Annotated in this window: 18 protein-coding genes; 11 read left to right on the top strand and 7 right to left on the bottom strand. The window is 58.8% G+C overall.

From position 1 onward, the window contains the following. The first annotated feature begins 204 nt into the window (after window positions 1–204). From uvrC to GKO01_RS08735, 3 genes are all read left to right on the top strand, one after another. Window positions 205–2142, top strand: coding sequence for an excinuclease ABC subunit UvrC (uvrC, locus tag GKO01_RS08745; protein WP_099286738.1), 1938 nt, complete (start codon window positions 205–207; stop codon window positions 2140–2142). A 90-nt stretch (window positions 2143–2232) separates the two neighbouring features. Next, the gene (pgsA, locus tag GKO01_RS08740) at window positions 2233–2835 is read left to right on the top strand and encodes a CDP-diacylglycerol--glycerol-3-phosphate 3-phosphatidyltransferase (RefSeq protein ID WP_099286737.1); all 603 of its coding nucleotides are present in this window, start codon (window positions 2233–2235) and stop codon (window positions 2833–2835) included. A gap of 102 nt (window positions 2836–2937) precedes the next feature. Further along, window positions 2938–3546 (top strand): hypothetical protein, encoded by a 609-nt coding sequence (locus tag GKO01_RS08735; protein WP_099286736.1) that lies wholly within the window; start codon window positions 2938–2940, stop codon window positions 3544–3546. 56 nt (window positions 3547–3602) lie between these two features. Here the strand turns inward: GKO01_RS08735 and lexA are convergent, their stop codons facing one another. Next, window positions 3603–4322 (bottom strand): transcriptional repressor LexA, encoded by a 720-nt coding sequence (gene lexA, locus GKO01_RS08730; RefSeq protein WP_099286735.1) that lies wholly within the window; start codon window positions 4320–4322, stop codon window positions 3603–3605. A 303-nt stretch (window positions 4323–4625) separates the two neighbouring features. On the opposite strand from lexA, the gene rpmG reads away from it, so the two are divergent. Beyond that, complete coding sequence (gene rpmG, locus GKO01_RS08725; RefSeq protein ID WP_011253780.1) at window positions 4626–4793, top strand: 50S ribosomal protein L33; 168 nt, start codon at window positions 4626–4628, stop codon at window positions 4791–4793. Between the two features lie 83 nt (window positions 4794–4876). On the opposite strand, the gene GKO01_RS08720 is transcribed toward rpmG, so the two are convergent. Together GKO01_RS08720 and eno are read right to left on the bottom strand one after the other, a co-directional pair. Next, window positions 4877–5206 (bottom strand): FtsB family cell division protein, encoded by a 330-nt coding sequence (locus GKO01_RS08720; protein ID WP_099286734.1) that lies wholly within the window; start codon window positions 5204–5206, stop codon window positions 4877–4879. A 137-nt stretch (window positions 5207–5343) separates the two neighbouring features. After that, on the bottom strand, window positions 5344–6624 hold the full coding sequence (gene eno / locus GKO01_RS08715) for a phosphopyruvate hydratase (RefSeq protein ID WP_099286733.1): 1281 nt from the start codon (window positions 6622–6624) through the stop codon (window positions 5344–5346). Window positions 6625–6725: 101 nt separating this feature from the next. On the opposite strand from eno, the gene GKO01_RS08710 reads away from it, so the two are divergent. Further along, window positions 6726–7202 (top strand): DUF3429 domain-containing protein, encoded by a 477-nt coding sequence (locus tag GKO01_RS08710; RefSeq protein WP_244901388.1) that lies wholly within the window; start codon window positions 6726–6728, stop codon window positions 7200–7202. Here the strand turns inward: GKO01_RS08710 and kdsA are convergent. From kdsA to tpiA, 4 genes are all read right to left on the bottom strand, one after another. Continuing rightward, window positions 7199–8023: a 3-deoxy-8-phosphooctulonate synthase gene (kdsA, locus tag GKO01_RS08705; protein WP_099286731.1), complete on the bottom strand. Its 825-nt coding sequence runs from the start codon at window positions 8021–8023 to the stop codon at window positions 7199–7201. The two genes, GKO01_RS08710 and kdsA, sit on opposite strands and share 4 nt — an antisense overlap. Further along, entirely contained in the window at window positions 8020–9651 is a 1632-nt protein-coding gene (locus tag GKO01_RS08700; RefSeq protein ID WP_099286730.1) for a CTP synthase, read from the bottom strand. Before GKO01_RS08700 ends, kdsA begins: the two co-directional genes overlap by 4 nt. Window positions 9652–9754: 103 nt before the next feature. Continuing rightward, window positions 9755–10078, bottom strand: coding sequence for a preprotein translocase subunit SecG (secG, locus tag GKO01_RS08695; protein WP_099286729.1), 324 nt, complete (start codon window positions 10076–10078; stop codon window positions 9755–9757). Beyond that, a complete protein-coding gene (tpiA, locus tag GKO01_RS08690; RefSeq protein WP_099286728.1) occupies window positions 10075–10875 on the bottom strand; it encodes a triose-phosphate isomerase in 801 nt (266 codons plus the stop codon). Before tpiA ends, secG begins: the two co-directional genes overlap by 4 nt. Window positions 10876–11065: 190 nt before the next feature. Here tpiA and GKO01_RS08685 point away from each other — a divergent pair, with 190 nt between their 5' ends. From GKO01_RS08685 to pdhA, 6 genes are all read left to right on the top strand, one after another. Further along, complete coding sequence (locus GKO01_RS08685; protein WP_099286727.1) at window positions 11066–13015, top strand: peptidyl-prolyl cis-trans isomerase; 1950 nt, start codon at window positions 11066–11068, stop codon at window positions 13013–13015. After that, entirely contained in the window at window positions 13015–14427 is a 1413-nt protein-coding gene (trpE, locus tag GKO01_RS08680; protein ID WP_099286726.1) for an anthranilate synthase component I, read from the top strand. The genes GKO01_RS08685 and trpE overlap by 1 nt, the downstream gene beginning before the upstream one ends. 61 nt (window positions 14428–14488) lie before the next feature. Next, window positions 14489–15085, top strand: coding sequence for an anthranilate synthase component II (locus GKO01_RS08675; RefSeq protein WP_099286797.1), 597 nt, complete (start codon window positions 14489–14491; stop codon window positions 15083–15085). Beyond that, on the top strand, window positions 15082–16173 hold the full coding sequence (trpD, locus tag GKO01_RS08670; protein WP_099286725.1) for an anthranilate phosphoribosyltransferase: 1092 nt from the start codon (window positions 15082–15084) through the stop codon (window positions 16171–16173). The genes GKO01_RS08675 and trpD overlap by 4 nt, the downstream gene beginning before the upstream one ends. Beyond that, window positions 16170–17096, top strand: coding sequence for an indole-3-glycerol phosphate synthase TrpC (trpC, locus tag GKO01_RS08665; protein ID WP_099286724.1), 927 nt, complete (start codon window positions 16170–16172; stop codon window positions 17094–17096). The genes trpD and trpC overlap by 4 nt, the downstream gene beginning before the upstream one ends. 153 nt (window positions 17097–17249) lie before the next feature. Then, on the top strand, window positions 17250–18254 hold the full coding sequence (gene pdhA, locus GKO01_RS08660) for a pyruvate dehydrogenase (acetyl-transferring) E1 component subunit alpha (RefSeq protein ID WP_099286723.1): 1005 nt from the start codon (window positions 17250–17252) through the stop codon (window positions 18252–18254). Window position 18255 lies beyond the last annotated feature (1 nt).

Here is an 18255-nt window from a genome sequence, read left to right as displayed (position 1 = left end):
TCCTGCCGATCCTTTCCTTCCTTCCAGAAATGCTTCTTGGAATGCAGAAGGAAAGTAAGAAGCGATTGTTTTCAATGACTTACAAAATATGATTAAAAATTAGGCAATCCGAAGGCAGGTCTGGCAAACCGTGGCTTTCATGATTCTGTCACAGACCAGCCCACAGACTTTTCCACAGGTTCAGTGGATGACTGAAGAAGCCCGATGACCGACCTTCCTCCCCAGAACTCCAACCGGCCCGACGACCATGACGAACCCACTGTTTCTTCGGAAAAAAGACAAGGTGTGGAGGCGATCCGCGAGGCCCTGAAGACCATTCCCTACAGCCCTGGCGTGTATCGCATGCTGAGTGCGAAAGGGGAGGTGCTGTATGTCGGCAAGGCGCTGAGCCTGAAAAAACGCGTCTCATCCTATACCCGCATCAACCAACTCCCGGAGCGGCTGCGGCGTATGGTGTCGATGACGGTTTCAATGGAAATTGTCATTACGAAAACAGAAGCGGACGCCCTGCTTCTGGAAGCGAACTACATCAAGCGCATGAAGCCGCGCTTCAACATCCTGCTGCGCGACGACAAGAGCTATCCGTGGTTGATGCTGACTGAAAGCCACGAGTTTCCGCAAATCACCAAACAGCGCGGCAAACCCGTAAAAGGCGCGACCTACTGGGGCCCGTTTGCCAATGCCTGGGCCGTCAACCAGACGCTCAATCTGGTACAGCGCAGCTTTCTGCTCCGCTCCTGTTCGGATGCCGTGCTGAACAGCAGAACGCGGCCGTGCCTGCTGTACCAGATCAAACGCTGTTCGGCGCCTTGTGTGGACCGTATCTCCGGACCTGATTATGCGAAACTGGTTGACGAGGCCCGGCAGTTCCTTTCGGGACACAGCACGGACCTGCAACAGCGTCTGGCTGCCGAGATGGAGCAGGCCTCGCAGGACATGGATTACGAGCGGGCTGCGTCGATCCGAGACAGGATCCGGGGCTTCGCCAGCATTCAGGGCTCCAGCACCGTTAACCCTGCGTCGATCAATGACGCCGATATCATGACTATCTGGCAGGAAGCCGGTCAGAGCTGCATTCAGGTCTTCTTCATCCGGGGCAGCCGCAATAACGGCAATCGGGCATTCTATCCGGCTCATGCAGAGGAAGAGACCGCAGCGGATGTGCTGTCGGCATTTATGATCCAGTTCTACGACAACAAACCGCCCCCGCCCACAATTCTGGTGAACTGCGAGATTCCTGAACTGAATCTGGTCGAAGAGGCGCTCAGCATCCGACGCGGACAGAAGGTCGAAATTCTCAGACCACAACGGGGGGAGAAAAAGGACGTCGTCGAGCATGCCGCGCTGAACGCCCGGGAGGCGCTGGAGCGCAAGCTGGCCGAGAATACCGGACAGCGCAAACTCCTCGAAGGGGTTGCGGAGGTCTTCGGTCTTCCGGAAACGCCACAGCGCATCGAGACCTACGACAATTCCCACATCATGGGGCAGGCGCCTTATGGTGTAATGGTCGTCGGCGGCCCTGAAGGCTTCAACAAACGCGCTTACCGCAAATACGGTATCAAGGGTCCGATCGCGCCGGGAGATGATTTCGGCATGATGCGTGAAGTCATGGAACGCCGGTTCGGGAAACGACCGGAAAACGGAGAGCGGCCGGAGGACTGGCCGGATCTGCTTCTTATCGACGGCGGTCTTGGACAGTTCAATGCCGTGCGGAAGGTATTGGCCGATATCGGCGTCACCGGAATTCCGATCGTGGCCATCGCCAAAGGGCCGGATCGGGATGCCGGACGGGAGTGGTTCTTCACTGAGACGAAAGCGCCCTTCCAACTCCCTCCGAGAGATCCAGTTCTCTATTATCTGCAAAGACTGCGTGACGAAGCCCACAGATTCGCGATCACCACACACCGGACAGGACGCTCGAAGGGCTTACGCAGCTCCGAACTGGATAATGTGCCGGGAATCGGAGCCGCGCGGAAAAAGGCTCTTCTCAATTATTTCGGCTCGGCAAAATCGGTCAGACAGGCGAGTCTTGAGGAGCTGGAAAATGCGCCCGGCATAAGTTCGAGCACGGCAACTGCCATATACGGGCATTTCCATCCCGAATGGGTCCAGAAAGCCTCAACCGATCATCGCAGCCCCTGAGACCCGTTCGACGATTTACACGAAAAATACATCTTTCGCGGACACATTGGCGCATACCGGTATGAGGGAAACTGTTCTAGACTGATCGTGATGCTGACAGATCTGCCAAACATTCTGACACTGCTGCGTATCGCGTCCATTCCCGTACTGGTCGTGCTGCTCTCCGTGCATTCACCGACCGCGAATGTGATCGCCTGCGTGGTCTATACGGCTGCCTGCATCACAGACTATCTGGACGGCGCACTGGCCCGTCGCTGGCAACAGCTGTCCGAGCTGGGTCGGATGATGGACCCAATCGCGGACAAGCTGCTAGTCGGATCACTTCTGCTGGCTCTGGCAGGACTGACGCAACTGCCTGTCTATTCGCTCTATGCAGCGATCATCATCATGATCCGGGAAATTCTGGTCAGCGGCCTGCGGGAATATATGGCGTCCCAGCGCGAAACACTGCCATCGACCCGGCTGGCGAAATGGAAGACCGGCATCCAGATGGTGGCAATCGGTTTTCTGATCGGTGGCGATGGAGCCGCAGGAATGCTGGGACTTTCCTTCCTGCCGGCAACGCTGATTGGCGGGATCCTCCTCTGGTTCTCAGTCATTCCGACCGTGATCAGCGGTTGGGGCTATCTGACCGCAGGTCTCACTCGCATAATGGCTGGCCAATCCCGCAAATCGTCCAAAATCAGCTTCTGACGTCACAAGTCGAAAGAATTGTAGCGTTCTTCGACTGTCTTCATCTGGCGCTCCGTTACAAGGACCGCTAAAGGTCATGGATTGACCTCGTGGGAGTAAGAAATGCGGAAGACCGCTCTGCTGGCACTACCTCTCGCTCTGAGCGGCTGTTCAGGCATGGGCAAGTATATCCGCGACACGATGGTCTGGACGGCGCTCGATAATCCGAACGGCCCTCATGGAGACAGCGAGAATATTCATCGCGCCCGTGGTGAAAAATATTCTGAAACTCCCATTTTTCCTGAAAGCGGCAATATCTGGCCCGGAGCTCCACAACCGCTCCCGACGCTTAAGGATGTCGAAAACCCCAACAGTACGTTCAGTCATGCTTTGGGAGATCCGGCGACCTACTTTGGCGGTGCTGCGCTCGACGAGAGCTTCATGGGTGGAATCGCTGGTAAGGGGGCTCTTGGAGCGTCCGGTCCGCAGCTCATGCAGGGCCAGAGCCTATCAGTCGGTGAGGGTGCCGATACGCATCAAGGTGTGTCCCGGGACCATACCCACCTTATTCCGACACTTCCTTCATCAGTTCCCGATAGTGCGGCCCGCTTTCTGAACAAAAGCCCCAGCAAGGCCATCATCATTCCTAATGGAGATGGCACCAGCACGGTTATCGGCCCGGACGGAAGTGTGAAGGTCATTCATGGAACGACCTTACCCCCCACCAAATAAGGATTTGCTGATAGGCCGTAACCGCATCAGCATCCTATTACTCCAGACGCCTATCTTTAATACTGACGAAAAAGGGCGATCAGCCGTCCCTGAATGTTCACACGCTCTGCTGGAAAAATGCGCGTTTCGTAATCCCGGTTCGCAGCTTCCAGTGCAATCATTGATCCGCGACGGCGCAGCTTTTTGAGCGTCACTTCCTGCCCGTCAATGAGAGCAACAATAATCTGTCCATTTTCGGCCGTCTCACGTCGCCGGATAATGGCGATGTCTCCATCCAAGATTCCAGCCTCGATCATCGAATCGCCAGCTACGGTAAGGGCGTAATGCTCTCCGGTGCCCAGAAGCGAAATGGGGACTTCGATCCTGTCGCTGTCGTCCTGCATGGCTTCAATCGGCAGACCCGCTGCGATACGTCCATAAAGAGGAATGCTGACGGTCTGACGATCATTAGCAACACTGGCTTCGGAGAAGGCTCCATCAAGGCCAGTCTCACCCTGGCTCAGAACAGCCGGGACGAAACCTGTTTCGGAGGCGAGAGCGGCGACAGGAGCTTCCGTACCCATATGGGGCAGACGCAGTACCTCGAGCGCTCGTGCGCGATGATGGTGACGACGAAGAAAGCCACGCTCTTCCAAAGCGGAGATCAGACGATGAATGCCCGATTTGGAACGCAGCTCGAGAGCATCTTTCATCTCATCGAAAGAGGGCGAATATCCCGTGCGGCGGAGATGATCGTCGATATACAGCAAAAGCTGGTGCTGCTTACGGGTCAGCATACAGGCGCTCCCATGCGCCTCGGCGGAGGCAGGTCAGAACAGGACACAGAATGACGGGCATCCTGCATTTGTTCCTTATAGGTTCCCACCTGTTGCCCTTCAAGCAAAGAGACGCACCGACAGAGTTATGCAGCAAGAATTTTTAAGCTTCAAACTCCTTGAAACTACAGGAAAACCGCTAAATCGTGCGCAAAGGTCTTGACCTACGGGCCACAAATCAGCATGGTGCGCCAAATCTAGAGATCAACATGCTGCATCGACACCTTCGAGCGGCATAAGTTATGGCGAAAGCCCGAGGGTATCATGGGAAAGAGCAACGTTATTCAGATCCGGCTCGTTTCGTCAGCTGAAACCGGCTACTTCTACGTCACGAAGAAGAATGCCCGTTCTGCTACGGGAAAGATGGAAGTACGCAAGTACGATCCGGTCGCACGCAAGCACGTCGTGTTCCGCGAAGCCAAGATCAAGTAAGACTGCTCCAACAGTCTTCATAAAAAAAGCGGCCTTCGGGCCGCTTTTTTTATGCTCCGAGAGCTGTTCGTTTTAACTACTGCTTAGAACAGCTTGTCATGCGGTCCGTAGGGAACAACCAGATCGCCGCTGCGCGTCAGGTTCATCGTGGCACGGGCACGCTCATCCAGCATGTCAGCGTCCAGCGCTTTCTCCTTGAGAGCAACAACACGGCGACGCCAGACATTCTGCTCATCATCAGCGTCCTGCCGGGCCTGAAGCGCATCCTTTTGAAGCTGGGTCTGCTCCTGATAAGCGTGAATCCCGTGCGCTCCATGCAGAGCGTTCCAGCCGAAATAGGCGGTAAGCGACAGGAAAAAAGCCGGAGGAGCTACGGCGCGGACACCACGCTTGATAAGTCGGATCAGTGTCACGTCGTGCAAACTCCGTTCTGAGAGACTGTATCAGTCTATATCAGTCATTTGTGACCAGACAATGAATGATACGGACATCAATCATATTCAGGCACAAAAAGGCCTCATTCCGGGGAGGAATGAGGCCTGGCTCAGTCTCAGGAGCTTCTGAGAATGTTGCGACCGGCATAACGGGCCGCACTGCCGAGCTGCTGCTCGATGCGAATAAGCTGATTGTACTTGGCCGTACGGTCAGAGCGGGAGAGGGAACCCGTCTTGATCTGACCGCAATTCGTGGCGACCGCGAGATCAGCAATGACGGAGTCTTCCGTCTCGCCCGAACGGTGGCTCATGACGCAGGCATAGCCAGCCTTGTGGGCGGTTTCCACAGCTTCCAGAGTCTCGGTCAGCGTGCCGATCTGGTTGACCTTCACGAGCAGGGCGTTACCGGTTCCAGCCTTGATGCCACGACGCAGACGCTCGGGATTGGTGACGAACAGATCGTCTCCGACCAGCTGGAGCTTCTTGCCCAAACGGGTCGTCAGCTCAGCCCAGCCTTCCCAGTCATCTTCCGCCAGACCGTCTTCGATGGAGACGATCGGATAGCGGTTGGCCAGATCTTCAAGGTAGGAAATCATGCCCGACGCATCAAATTCCTTGCCTTCACCCTTCAGATTGTAGCGTCCGTCGGCATAGAATTCGGTGGCGGCGCAGTCGAGAGCGAAGGTCACGTCCTCACCCAGGCGGTAGCCAGCAGCCTCCACAGATTTTGCAATAAAACCAAGAGCTTCATCCGCAGACTTCAGGTTCGGTGCGAAACCGCCTTCATCGCCGACATTGGTGTTATGACCGGCTTCGGACAGACCTTTCTTCAGGCGTGCGAAGATTTCGGAGCCCATACGGATGGCATCCGCGATCGTCGGCGCGCCGACCGGCTGGATCATGAACTCCTGAATGTCGATCGGATTGTCGGCATGCTCGCCACCATTGACGATGTTCATCATCGGCACGGGAAGAAGGTGGGAATAGGCGCCACCGACATAGCGGTACAGCGGCAGTTCCAGTTCCTCGGCGGTCGCCTTGGCAACAGCAAGCGAGACGCCGAGAATGGCATTGGCGCCCAGACGGGACTTGTTGGACGTTCCGTCCAGATCGATCATCGCATTGTCGATAGCGATCTGATCTTCGGATTCGGCTCCCTGAAGCACTTCAAGGATGTCGTTCTCGACGTGACTACAGGCCTTCAGGACGCCTTTGCCGCCATAACGGGACTTGTCACCATCACGCAGTTCCACGGCTTCATGTGCGCCTGTGGAAGCACCGGACGGGACGGCTGCACGGCCGCGGGCACCGGAGGACAGCTCGACTTCGACCTCGACAGTGGGATTGCCGCGGCTGTCCAGGATTTCGCGGGCGATGATATCAACGATAGCGCTCAATGGAAGCTCTCCTGGGATGCGTGAACCGGGTTGGCTCGTGACCGTTCTGAATGGAACAGCTATTTCAAGTCTCAAAATCACGCCGTGAGGTCAACGACGACATGCGCCTTCCTTTTCCCATTTTCGTGCTTGGCATTGCCGGACTGATCCCCTTCATGACGCTTGGAGGGTGGATCTTCCTTGCTGGACTGTTTACGCAGCTGCCGCACCTGAAGATCATTCTGCTGGCTTATGGTGCCTGCATCCTGTCATTTCTGGGGGCCGTACACTGGGGGCTGGCCATGGAACGGCCGGACATCATTACGGTCGGCGGCACGTCACAGCAGGACCGGCAGCGCCTTGTGCTGGGTGTCTGCCCTGCGCTCTGGGCATGGCTTGCCCTCTGCATCGGTGTTCTCGGTCATATCCGGGCCGGGTTCGGGCTGGAAATCATCGGTTTTGTCGGGACGTTCCTGGTGGAACGAGAGGCCTGGAGGAAGGGTGCGCTTCCCCCAGGTTATCTGCCGCTGAGAGCCGGACTGACGGCTATTGCGGTACTGAGCCTGTTTCTGGCTGCTCTGGCACCGTCCGGGAGTTAGGCCGGAAAAGATTTCGCCAGAGAATCAAAGGCTTTCAGGCGCGTCAGCAGACTGCGCATTTCATGAAGCGGCACCATGGTCGGACCATCGCTTGGAGCATGGTCCGGATCCTGATGTGTCTCAATGAAAACAGCCGCCACACCAATGGAGAGGGCTGCACGAGCGAGGGGTTCTACGAATTCACGCTGGCCACCCGTTGACGCTCCGAGGCCACCCGGCTGCTGCACGGAATGCGTCGCATCGAACACGACAGGATAGCCCGTCTGCGCCATGATCGGCAGACCGCGCATATCGCTGACAAGCGTGTTGTAGCCGAAGCTCGTTCCACGATCGCAGAGCGTGATGCGCTTATTGCCGGTCGAAGCAATCTTGGCCGCGACGTTCGCCATGTCCCACGGTGCGAGGAACTGGCCCTTCTTGATGTTGATGGCACGACCGGTTTCCCCAGCCGCCAGTAACAAGTCCGTCTGGCGGCACAGGAATGCTGGGATCTGCAGAACATCCACGGCCTGAGCGGCAGGTGCGCACTGCTCGGCAGTATGCACATCCGTCAGGACGGGAACGCCGAATCGTTCACGAATGCTGGCAAGGATCTCCAGACCGGCATCCATGCCCACACCACGCGCAGCATTGACAGAACTCCGATTGGCTTTGTCGAAGCTGCTTTTATAGATCAGCCCGATTCCGAGTTCGCGGCAGATGGCGGAGATGGCATCGGCCATCTCCGTTGCATGCTCGCGGGATTCGATCTGGCAGGGGCCAGCGATCAGCGTGAAAGGCTGATCCTGACCGACCGTGAGGTCTCCAATCCGGAAGCTCACTTGCTGTGAGCCTCCTTGACGGCGGCTCCAATAAAGCCCGCGAACAGGGGATGCGGGTCGAAGGGTTTGGACAGCAGTTCCGGATGGTACTGCACGGCCACGAACCATGCGTGATCCGGGTATTCGACCACTTCCGGCAGCACGCCGTCAGGCGAGAGGCCAGAGAACCGCAGACCTGTCTTTTCCAGACGATCCTTGTAATGCGCGTTGACTTCCCAGCGATGACGATGGCGCTCGCGGATTTCCGTACGGCCATAAATCTCGGCCACACGGGAACCCGGAACCAGCTTTGCCGGATAGGCACCAAGACGCATCGTGCCGCCCAGATCGCCGCCTTCACGACGACGGAGCAGCTCGCCCCCACGCGCCCATTCCGTCATCAGACCAACCACAGGCTCGTCCGTCGGACCGAATTCGGTGGAGGACGCTTTGGGGAGACCCGCAAGTGAGCGCGCGCACTCGACCACAGCCATCTGCATGCCAAAGCAGATCCCGAGGAACGGAATGTTGTTCTCGCGGGCATAACGAACGGCCTGAATCTTGCCCTCGGCACCGCGTTCACCAAAGCCGCCGGGAACAAGGATCGCGTCTGCATCCTTCAGGCGCTCGGCGATATTGCCATTCTTTTCGAACTCTTCCGATTCGATCCAGTCGAGATTGACCTTCACATGGTTGGCGATACCACCATGCAGCAGGGCTTCAGCGAGCGATTTATAGCTATCGAGCAGAGCTGTGTACTTACCGACAACAGCCACACGGACTTCGGCTTCGGGTTCGCGAATCGCATGAACGATTTTTTCCCAACGCGAGAGGTCCGGCTTGCTGGCATAGGGCAGGCCGAAATAGCGCAGGACTTCCTGATCCATTCCCTCGTTGTGGTAGGAAATGGGGCACGCATAGATCGTGTCCACATCGAGCGCCGCAATGACAGCTTCCGGGCGGACATTACAGAAATTGGCGATCTTGCGACGCTCGTTGTCCGGAATGGGACGGTCCGAGCGGCACAGGAGCATCTGCGGCTGGATACCGACATTCTGCAGTTCCTTGACGGAATGCTGCGTCGGCTTGGTCTTGAGTTCGCCCGCTGCCGGAATATAGGGCAGAAGGGTCAGATGCACGCACATGGTCTGGGCATGGCCCAGATCATTGCGGAGCTGACGGATGGCTTCAAGGAAGGGCAGACTCTCGATATCGCCAACCGTGCCGCCGATCTCCACCAGCACGAAATCGTAATCGTCCGTGCCCGTGACCACCACGTCCTTAATGGCGTCCGTGATATGCGGAATGACCTGCACAGTCCCGCCCAGATAGTCGCCGCGACGTTCGCGCGCGATCACATCCGAATAGATCCGCCCTGTCGTGGTATTATCAGCCCGGGAGGCATGAACGCCCGTGAAGCGCTCATAATGACCGAGATCGAGGTCGGTTTCCGCCCCGTCATCGGTAATGAACACCTCGCCGTGCTGATACGGGCTCATGGTGCCCGGATCCACGTTGAGATAGGGGTCCAGTTTGCGCATGCGGACCTTGTATCCGCGCGCCTGGAGGAGAGCAGCGAGGGCCGCGGAAGCGATGCCCTTGCCGAGAGAAGATACCACACCGCCGGTGATGAATACGAAACGCGTCATGGGCGGTCTTCATACACTGCCGACATGGGGCAGGGGAAGCGAAGAGACGCGTCTGTGTGAAAGATCCCCGTTAAAAAATCTGAACGGGGATTTTCAGGGGCGGTCAGTGAGCGGGCGTGGACGCCGGAGCAGCAGGCGTTGCCGGTGCTGTAGCGGCGGGCGGCTGGGCCAGAATGTCACGCGAGCCGACGCCCGAGGAAGCGCCACGGTTCATGACGGCCAGCACCAGACACAGCAGCATGAAAATTCCGGCAAGAACCGACGTGGCCCGCGTAAGAAGCGTCGCCGTTCCACGACCGCTCATGAACGAGCCCATCCCCTGGCCGCTGCCGATGCCGAGGCCACCGCCTTCGCTACGCTGGATGAGGATCACCCCGATCAGCGCCAGTGTGACCAGCAGGTTGAGAGCAAGCAGAAGAGTGGTCATGAACGATAGGGTCCGGACAATGGTTGGGCAGACAGGCGGACGGAAGCTGATTCGGCAATGCGCAGAAAGCTCTTCGCTTCCAGACTGGCACTGCCCACCAGCACCCCTCCGAGCGACCCGATGGAAAAAATGGTCGGCGCCTGAGCCGGTGTTACGGAGCCGCCATACAGGATCGGGACACGAATGTCATCCATCTTGAGACGCGACTGCAACAGTCCGTGAAGCAAAGAAAGGGTCCGTTCAAGCTCCTCAATCGGCGGAACGGAGCCGCTTCCGATGGCCCAGACCGGCTCATAGGCCAGTACGCCATTGAAATTGTCCGTCAACGACCCTTCGACCTGCGTTGCCAGAACGGTGGTCGTCCGCCCTTCGAGGCGCTCCTCCATTGTCTCGCCGATACAGACGATGGGAATAAGCCCGGCAGCCTCGGCCGCTTCGACCTTCCGGCGGATCAATGCATCGGTTTCGCCATGGGCCTGACGACGCTCGGAATGACCGAGGATGACATACTGCACCCCCAGATCGGACAGCATATCCGCCGAGATATCGCCGGTATGTGGACCGGACGAAGTCGTATGGCAGTCCTGCGCACCAAGGTGCAGTAGCGTATCCGGGCCTGCGGCATTGATGATGCCGTGAACGCTCGCAAGCTGGGTGAAGGGCGGGCAAAGGACGAGCCGCACATCATCGGGAAGGGCCTCTGCGCCCTCGGCGACGGCACGGGCCAGACGGGTGGACTGCTCGCGCAGCCCGTGCATCTTCCAGTTACCAACGACAAGTCTTGGGGATGGGATCACTCTTCCTCCTTCGTGGCGATAGCCGCGGGATAACCGCTCAATCGGGGCTTAAGGACCGGACGGGGGCTAAAAGGATGCTTTCCGTTCCGGTCTGCTTCTGGTCAAGCCGTTCTCACGACATTATGGTGCGGCAAGTTTAGCGGGCCTACCGTGTCCGCACCATCCCGTCATCCGGATCTGCCCTGACCCCATGATTATCTCGCTCCGCCACCTGTTTGTTGACTCCTGGATTGGCCGTGCCGCCGCTCTTCTGATCTTTCTGGCCTTTATCGGCTGGGGCGTGGGAGATGTTTACTCCAATCTGGGCGCGACAGGGTCCAACGAAATCGTGCGCATCTATGATCGCAGCATCACTCCGGACGATTTCAGCCGAGCACTTTCAGCCCAGCTTCCGGCCGTCGCCAAGCAGATCGGACTTGCCGATCCCTCCAAGCTACCCAAGAGCGAAGTGGAGCAGATCGCCCGACAGACGCTTCAAAATCTCGTGATGCAGAACGAGATTCAGCTTGCGGCCGAGCGCGCGGGCATGATGGTGCCCGACGATCTGGTGCGACAGGACATCTTCGCGATCCCCGCTTTCCATGACGCGGCCGGAAAATTTGACCGAAGCATCTTCAACGACCGTCTGACCCGGATGGGCCTGACAGAAGGCAAGCTGATTCAGGTCATCCGCGAAGACATCGCGTCCCGCGGCCTGCTGCAGGGGATCGGTCAGGCCGTAGTCGCCCCCCCGTCGCTGACGGAACGCATGTTGTCTTTCGATGCGAACCAGCGCGTTTTTGATATGGTGGAAATCCCGTTTGCGAGCGGCACCGTGACGGCAGCCCCCACAGACGAGCAGCTTCACCGCTTCTATGACAACCATCCGCAGATGTTCCGCACGACGGAATACCGTCATGCCAAAATGGTCGTCATGACGGCGGACAGCGTTGCCAAGACAATCGAGGTTCCGGACGACGTTCTTCACCGCCTGTATGATTTTCAGGCACGTACCTATGATATGCCCGAGACCCGGACGCTTCAGGTCCTGACCTTCACGGATCAGGCGAAAGCCGCTGCGGCAGCGACCGCATGGAAAGGCGGACTGTCTTGGGACGACATCCAGAAGAAGTTCCCCGAAGCCGCTGCCGTTGCCCTGCCATCGGTTAGGCAGAGCGATATTCCCAACCCCGAACTCGCCAAGGCCGCTTTCGCTGCACAGCCTGACCGCATTTCCGGCCCGGAAAAGACCGGAATGGGATGGGTCGTTTTCAACATCACGGCTGTGGTGGCGCCTCACAAAACGACATTCGAGCAGGCAAAAGGCGATCTGAAAAAGCAGGTCCAGACGCAGGAATCTGCCGAGGCTCTTCAGGCACGCCAGAAGCAGTTTCAGGACGCGGTTGCCGGTTCTTCGACGCTGGAACAGATCCCGGGCGATCTCGGCGCGGTTCCGGCTGCGGGAACGCTGGACTCCAATGGCATGACGCAGAACGGTCTGCCCGCGCCCATTCCGGGCGATGAGGCTCTGCGTCAGGCCATCGTTCATCAGGTCTTCACGCAGTCCAAAGGTGCCCAACCGACGGTCGTGAATGGCCCGAATGGCACGTTCTTTTCAGTACTGGTTGACGAGGTCCACCCCGGAACCCTCAAGCCATTCGACAGCGTGCGCGATCAAGTCGTTCAGGCGTGGACGGCAGAACAGAAGCGCCGCGCCGCCAATCTGCGCGCAACAGCCCTGTTCGGTACCGCAAAGTCCGGCACGCTTCGCAAGGCCATGGACGGACAGCCGGAAGCTTCGGCCCTGCGTCAGGACGTGAGCGTCTCGCGTGTTCATCCCGATCAAAGCCTGCCCCAGAACATCCTGCGCGGGATCTTTGATCTCAAGCCGGGTACGACCGGGATGTTTGAAAGTCCGGATGCGTTCTGGCTCGTTAACGTGACGGCCGATCGCCCTGCCTCGGCAGAAGACCTGAAATCCCTCGGCACCCGTCTTGTGGCCGATTATCGTCAGTCCATGCAGTCCGATATTCCGATGGTCCTGAGTGCTGCGATGGAAAAGGCTTTTCCGCCCTCGCATATCAATATGGCGCTCTACAATCAGGTCGTAGCGGCCGCGGCTCCGGCCAGCGCACCCGCAGCAGAAAACGGGGCACACTGATGGGCATCGTCTACAGCATTGAGGCCGCCGATCTCCTGACGCCCGTTTCGGCGTTTCTCAGGCTGTCGAACCTGTCGGATGATCCGTATCGGCTTCTGTTTGAAAGCGTCGAAGGTGGTGCTGCACGCGGGCGTTATTCTGTCATAGCTCTACTGCCGGATCTGGTCTGGAAGTCCCGGGACGGGAAGGTCACGCTCGACGGCAAGTCCATCGACGGGGTTCCGCTCGAGACGCTCAAGACCATCGTGGACGACAGCCAGATGGATCTTCCGAGCGGAATGCCTCCCATGATCGGGGGCGTGTTCGGCGTGCTGGGCTACGACATGGTGCGTCAGATGGAGCGTCTGCCGAATGTTCCGGTCAACGATCTGGAACTACCGGAAGGGATCATGATCCGTCCGCGCCTGTTCGCAGTCTTTGATTCCGTGCGGGACGAACTGACGCTGGCCGTGCCGGTCCGTGGAGACACGACGGACGCGGAAGCTCACGCGCTTCTGGACAGGGCACGCGCTGCTCTGGCCGCTCCGTTAGGAGACGCGCGCGAGACACTGCCTGCCGGTACGGAACTGGCAGCGCCCATCTCCAACATGACGCAGCAGCAGTTCGAAGACCATGTCCGCAAGGCGCAGGACTATATTGCGGCGGGAGATGCCTTCCAGATCGTGCCGAGCCAGCGCTTCACGACACCATTCCCCCTCTCACCGCTCTCGCTCTATCGCAGCCTGCGGCGAGTCAATCCGGCGCCGTTCCTGTTCGTAATGGAGCTTGAGGATTACGCTCTCGTGGGTTCCTCGCCGGAAATTCTGGTTCGACTGCGGGATGGCGAAGTCACGGTTCGGCCGCTGGCAGGCACCCGCCCGCGCGGTGCAGACCGCGATGAGGATCTGGCTCTGGAAAAAGAGCTTCTGGCCGACCGCAAGGAACTGGCCGAGCATCTGATGCTAATCGATCTGGGACGCAATGACGTAGGCCGCGTCTCGAAGCTTGGGACCGTCGCGGTGCCGGAGCAGTTCGTCGTGGAGCGCTACAGCCATGTGATGCATATTTCCTCGACCGTCACGGGTCAGATCAAGGATGGCAACACGGCGATGGACGCGCTTGTGGCCGCGTTCCCTGCAGGAACCCTGACAGGCGCGCCCAAGATCCGCGCCATGGAGATCATCGACGAACTGGAGCCGACACGACGCGGGCCGTATTCCGGCTGCGTCGGATATTTCGGCGCGGACGGCGAGATGGACACTTGCATCGGGCTGCGCATGGCCGTTCTCAAGGACGGTAACATGTATGTGCAGGCCGGATGCGGCGTGGTGGCAGACAGTGATCCCAACGCCGAATTCCGGGAAACCCAGGCCAAGGCCCGTGCCCTTTTCCGCGCCGCTGAAATCGCGGTTGCGACTGCGGCTAAAGCCTAACGGAGGGCCGAAACACGATGTGTTGTTTGACGAAAAGAGACGCGAAGGTCATTCTGTCGCCATGATCCTTCTCATCGACAATTACGACAGCTTCACGTTCAACATCGTGCATCATCTGGGCGCGCTTGGAACAGCATGTGATGTGCGTCGCAACGATGCGCTGAGCGTTGAAGAGGCTCTGGCGCTTGATCCGGCTGCTATCGTAATTTCACCCGGTCCCGGTGCCCCTGCGGAAGCAGGGATCTGCTGTGATCTGATCCGCGCGGCCGCGGGACGTGTGCCGGTTTTCGGTGTCTGCCTTGGTCATCAGGCCATCGGGCAAGTCTTCGGTGCAGAAGTCGTGCGGGCGCCCGTGCCGATGCACGGCAAGATCAGCGCCGTTCACCATGACGGAACGGGGGTTTTTGCCGGATTGCCCGATCCGGTAGATGTGGTGCGTTATCACAGCTTGACGCTTCAGCCCGACAGCATTCCCGAGACTCTGGTCGTCAATGCGCGGACGGAAGATGGGGTCATCATGGGTGTGCGCCATCGCGACTATCCCATACATGGCGTACAGTTCCATCCTGAGAGCATCGCTTCCGTCGCCGGACGCGAACTCCTGGCTAATTTCCTGACGATTGCCGGGATTCCGGTCGTGACCTCGCAGGCCGCCTGACGGTGGGAATTGAGTTTACAACGCTTTTGCACAAAGCTGCTTCGGGACAGGTTCTCAGCAATCAGGAGGCAGAGACTGCTTTCCACGCCATCATGGCAGGGACAGTTGATCCGGTTCATCTCTCGGCTTTTCTGACGGCTCTGAAACTCCGTGGAGAAACTCTGGCCGAACTGACGGGTGCCGTGAAAGCCGTCCGGCATCACATGACGCTCCTGCCGGATGTTCCGGCTGGGGCGATTGATGTGTGTGGAACCGGCGGGGATGGCCTGAAGACGCTGAACGTCTCGACGGCTGTGGCCTTCGTGCTGGCCGGTCTGGGCGTTCCCGTCGCCAAACACGGCAACCGCGCGCTCTCGTCAGCCACGGGTGCAACGGATGTTCTGGAGGTTTTGGGAATTCCGCCTACCGATGATCTGGCCCTGCAAGGCAGGCGTCTGCGCGAAGACGGTCTGGTCTTTCTGGCAGCCCCCCAGCATCATCCTGCGATGCGTCATGCGGCGCCGGTGCGTAAGACGCTGGGTTTTCGGACATTATTCAATCTGCTCGGACCACTCTGCAATCCCGCTCAGGTGCGCCATCAGCTGATCGGCGTGTTTGATGGACGCTGGTGCGAGCCGGTTGCAAAAGCCCTTGGCGCATTGGGGAGCCTGTCCGTCTGGGTTGTGCATGGCGCGACCCCGGAAGGTGGCAGTGACGAACTGACCCTCGCTGGCCCCTCTCAGGTCTCAGCATGGGAGAAAGACGCTCTTTTTTCGTTTGAGATCGAACCGGATATGGCAAGCCTGCAGGCAGCTCCGATCTCCGCCATCCGGGGCGGTGATGCCCAGACCAACGCGACCGCACTGCTTTCCCTACTGGAAGGCGCCGGCGGTGCTTACCGTGATACAGTTCTTCTCAACGCCGCCGCGGCCCTGCATGTGGCAGGACGCGGCAATATCGTGAAGGGCGGGACGATTGACGTTCCGGCTTTCCGTCGCAATGTAGGTCTGGCGGCAGAGTCCATCGACCGTGGGCTCGCCCGCGCCGCGCTTGAGCGGGCGCGTCTGTCAGCTCATTCCATTACTTCCACAGACGCAGGACGATCATGACATTCATGCACCATCGACCGGCGATGACATATTCGCCCGAGGGAACAGAACAGTTTCCGGACCCGGAAGTTCCGGAAACGACGACCCCTCCGATCAAAAATCCGGAAGCGGAAACCGCTGCCGACCGGAGTGATGTTCTGGCACGCATCTGCGCGCGTACGCGGGTGGACATCGAACAGCGCTCGCAGATCATGTCTCTCAAGGATATCACGGCGCGGGCGCGGGAAGTCACCACCCCCACACGGGGGTTCGGGCAGGCGCTTCAGCATCTGACGGCAGACCGTCAGGTCGGGCTGATTGCCGAAATCAAGAAGGCATCTCCTTCCGCAGGGATCCTGCGTCCGGACTACGATCCAGTGAAGATCGCGCAGGACTATCAGGCCGCCGGCGCCACCTGCCTGTCCGTTCTGACGGAAGGCTCGTGCTTTCATGGCAGCACGGAAGATATCCGCGTTGTTCGCGAAGCCTGCAGTCTGCCGATTTTGCGCAAGGACTTCATCCTTGACCCCTGGCAGGTTCATGAGAGCCGTCTGATCGGGGCGGACTGCATTCTGCTGATCATGGCGGTTCTGACGGAAACGCAGGCTGCCGAACTGATCGCAATTGCGCGCGGACTGGACATGGATGTCCTGCTGGAAGTCCATGATGAAGCCGAACTGAACCGGGCGCTGGCACTTGATACGTTCCTGATCGGGATCAACAACCGTAACCTGCGCACTCTGAAAACCGATATCCAGACGACGATCGATCTGGCGCCGATGGTGCCGCCGGATCGTCTGGTCGTCTCTGAAAGTGGCATCCGGACGCAGGATGACATGATGAAGGTTGGTGCAGTTGGCGCGAGCGCCGTGCTGGTCGGTGAGAGCCTGCTGCGTGAGCCCGATCCGGGCGTGGCGGCACGTCGACTGCTCGGTTTCATTTGATCTCCGGCCGCCTTTCGGGGCGGTCAGAGCCGTTTTTTCACGGCATATCCCCCAGATCGGGGCATTCCGCGCAAGCGGAACGTGGTCTGGCCTTTGGTGGCTTCTGCCGCTAAGAGCATGCGGGATTTTATGCATTTCCATCAGGAGACCGTCATGGACGAGACACCGTCCGCTTCAGGCCGGAGCAACGGTCCGGCCCTTTCGCCGGAGACCATGAAGCGCGCTTACAGGGACATGCTTCTTGTCCGGCGTTTCGAGGAAAAAGCCGGACAGCTTTACGGCATGGGTCTGATCGGCGGCTTCTGCCATCTCTATATCGGGCAGGAAGCCGTTGTGGTCGGGATCGGCCTCAACATGAAGCAGGGCGACAAGTCCATCACGTCCTATCGTGACCACGGACAGATGCTCGTGGCGGGTATGACGCCGCGCGGTGTCATGGCGGAACTGACGGGCCGGTCCGGCGGGTATTCCCGCGGCAAGGGCGGCTCCATGCACATGTTCTCCCGTGAAAAGGAGTTCTATGGCGGTCATGGTATCGTCGGCGCGCAGGTCGCACTGGGCACGGGTCTGGCTTTCGCGAACAAGTATCGCGGTACGGATGAAGTCTCGATCGTGTATTTCGGCGAAGGCGCATCGGCACAGGGCCAGGTCTATGAGAGCTTCAATCTCGCGGCCCTGCACAAGCTGCCCTGCATCTATGTGATCGAGAACAACCGCTACGGCATGGGCACGTCCATTGAGCGCGCCTCGGCTTCCAAAGATCTGTCGCGCAATGGCGAGCCTTGGGGCATTGCCAGCCGCAAGGTCGACGGCATGGACATTTTCGCAGTTCATGAAGCCGCGCAGGAAGCTGTGGAATACTGCCGTGCGGGTAAGGGGCCGTTCCTACTGGAAATGGAAACCTATCGCTATCGTGGGCACTCCATGTCGGACCCGGCGAAGTATCGCCAGCGTTCGGAAGTCGAGGAGATGCGCCGGACGCGCGACCCGATCGAGACGCTGAAGGCCGAGATGCTGCGCAGCGGGATCGAAGAGAGTGTGTTCAAGGACATTGAGACGGACGTGAAAGCCATTGTCGCTGACGCGGCCGAATTTGCACAGACGAGCCCGGAGCCGGATCATTCCGAACTCTGGACTGATATTCTGGTGGAGGCCTGAT

This window comes from Gluconobacter kondonii, from assembly GCF_002723995.1.
Classification (GTDB): domain Bacteria; phylum Pseudomonadota; class Alphaproteobacteria; order Acetobacterales; family Acetobacteraceae; genus Gluconobacter; species Gluconobacter kondonii.
Note: the sequence above shows the minus strand (reverse complement) of the source record. Positions and strands in the feature narration are given on the sequence as shown.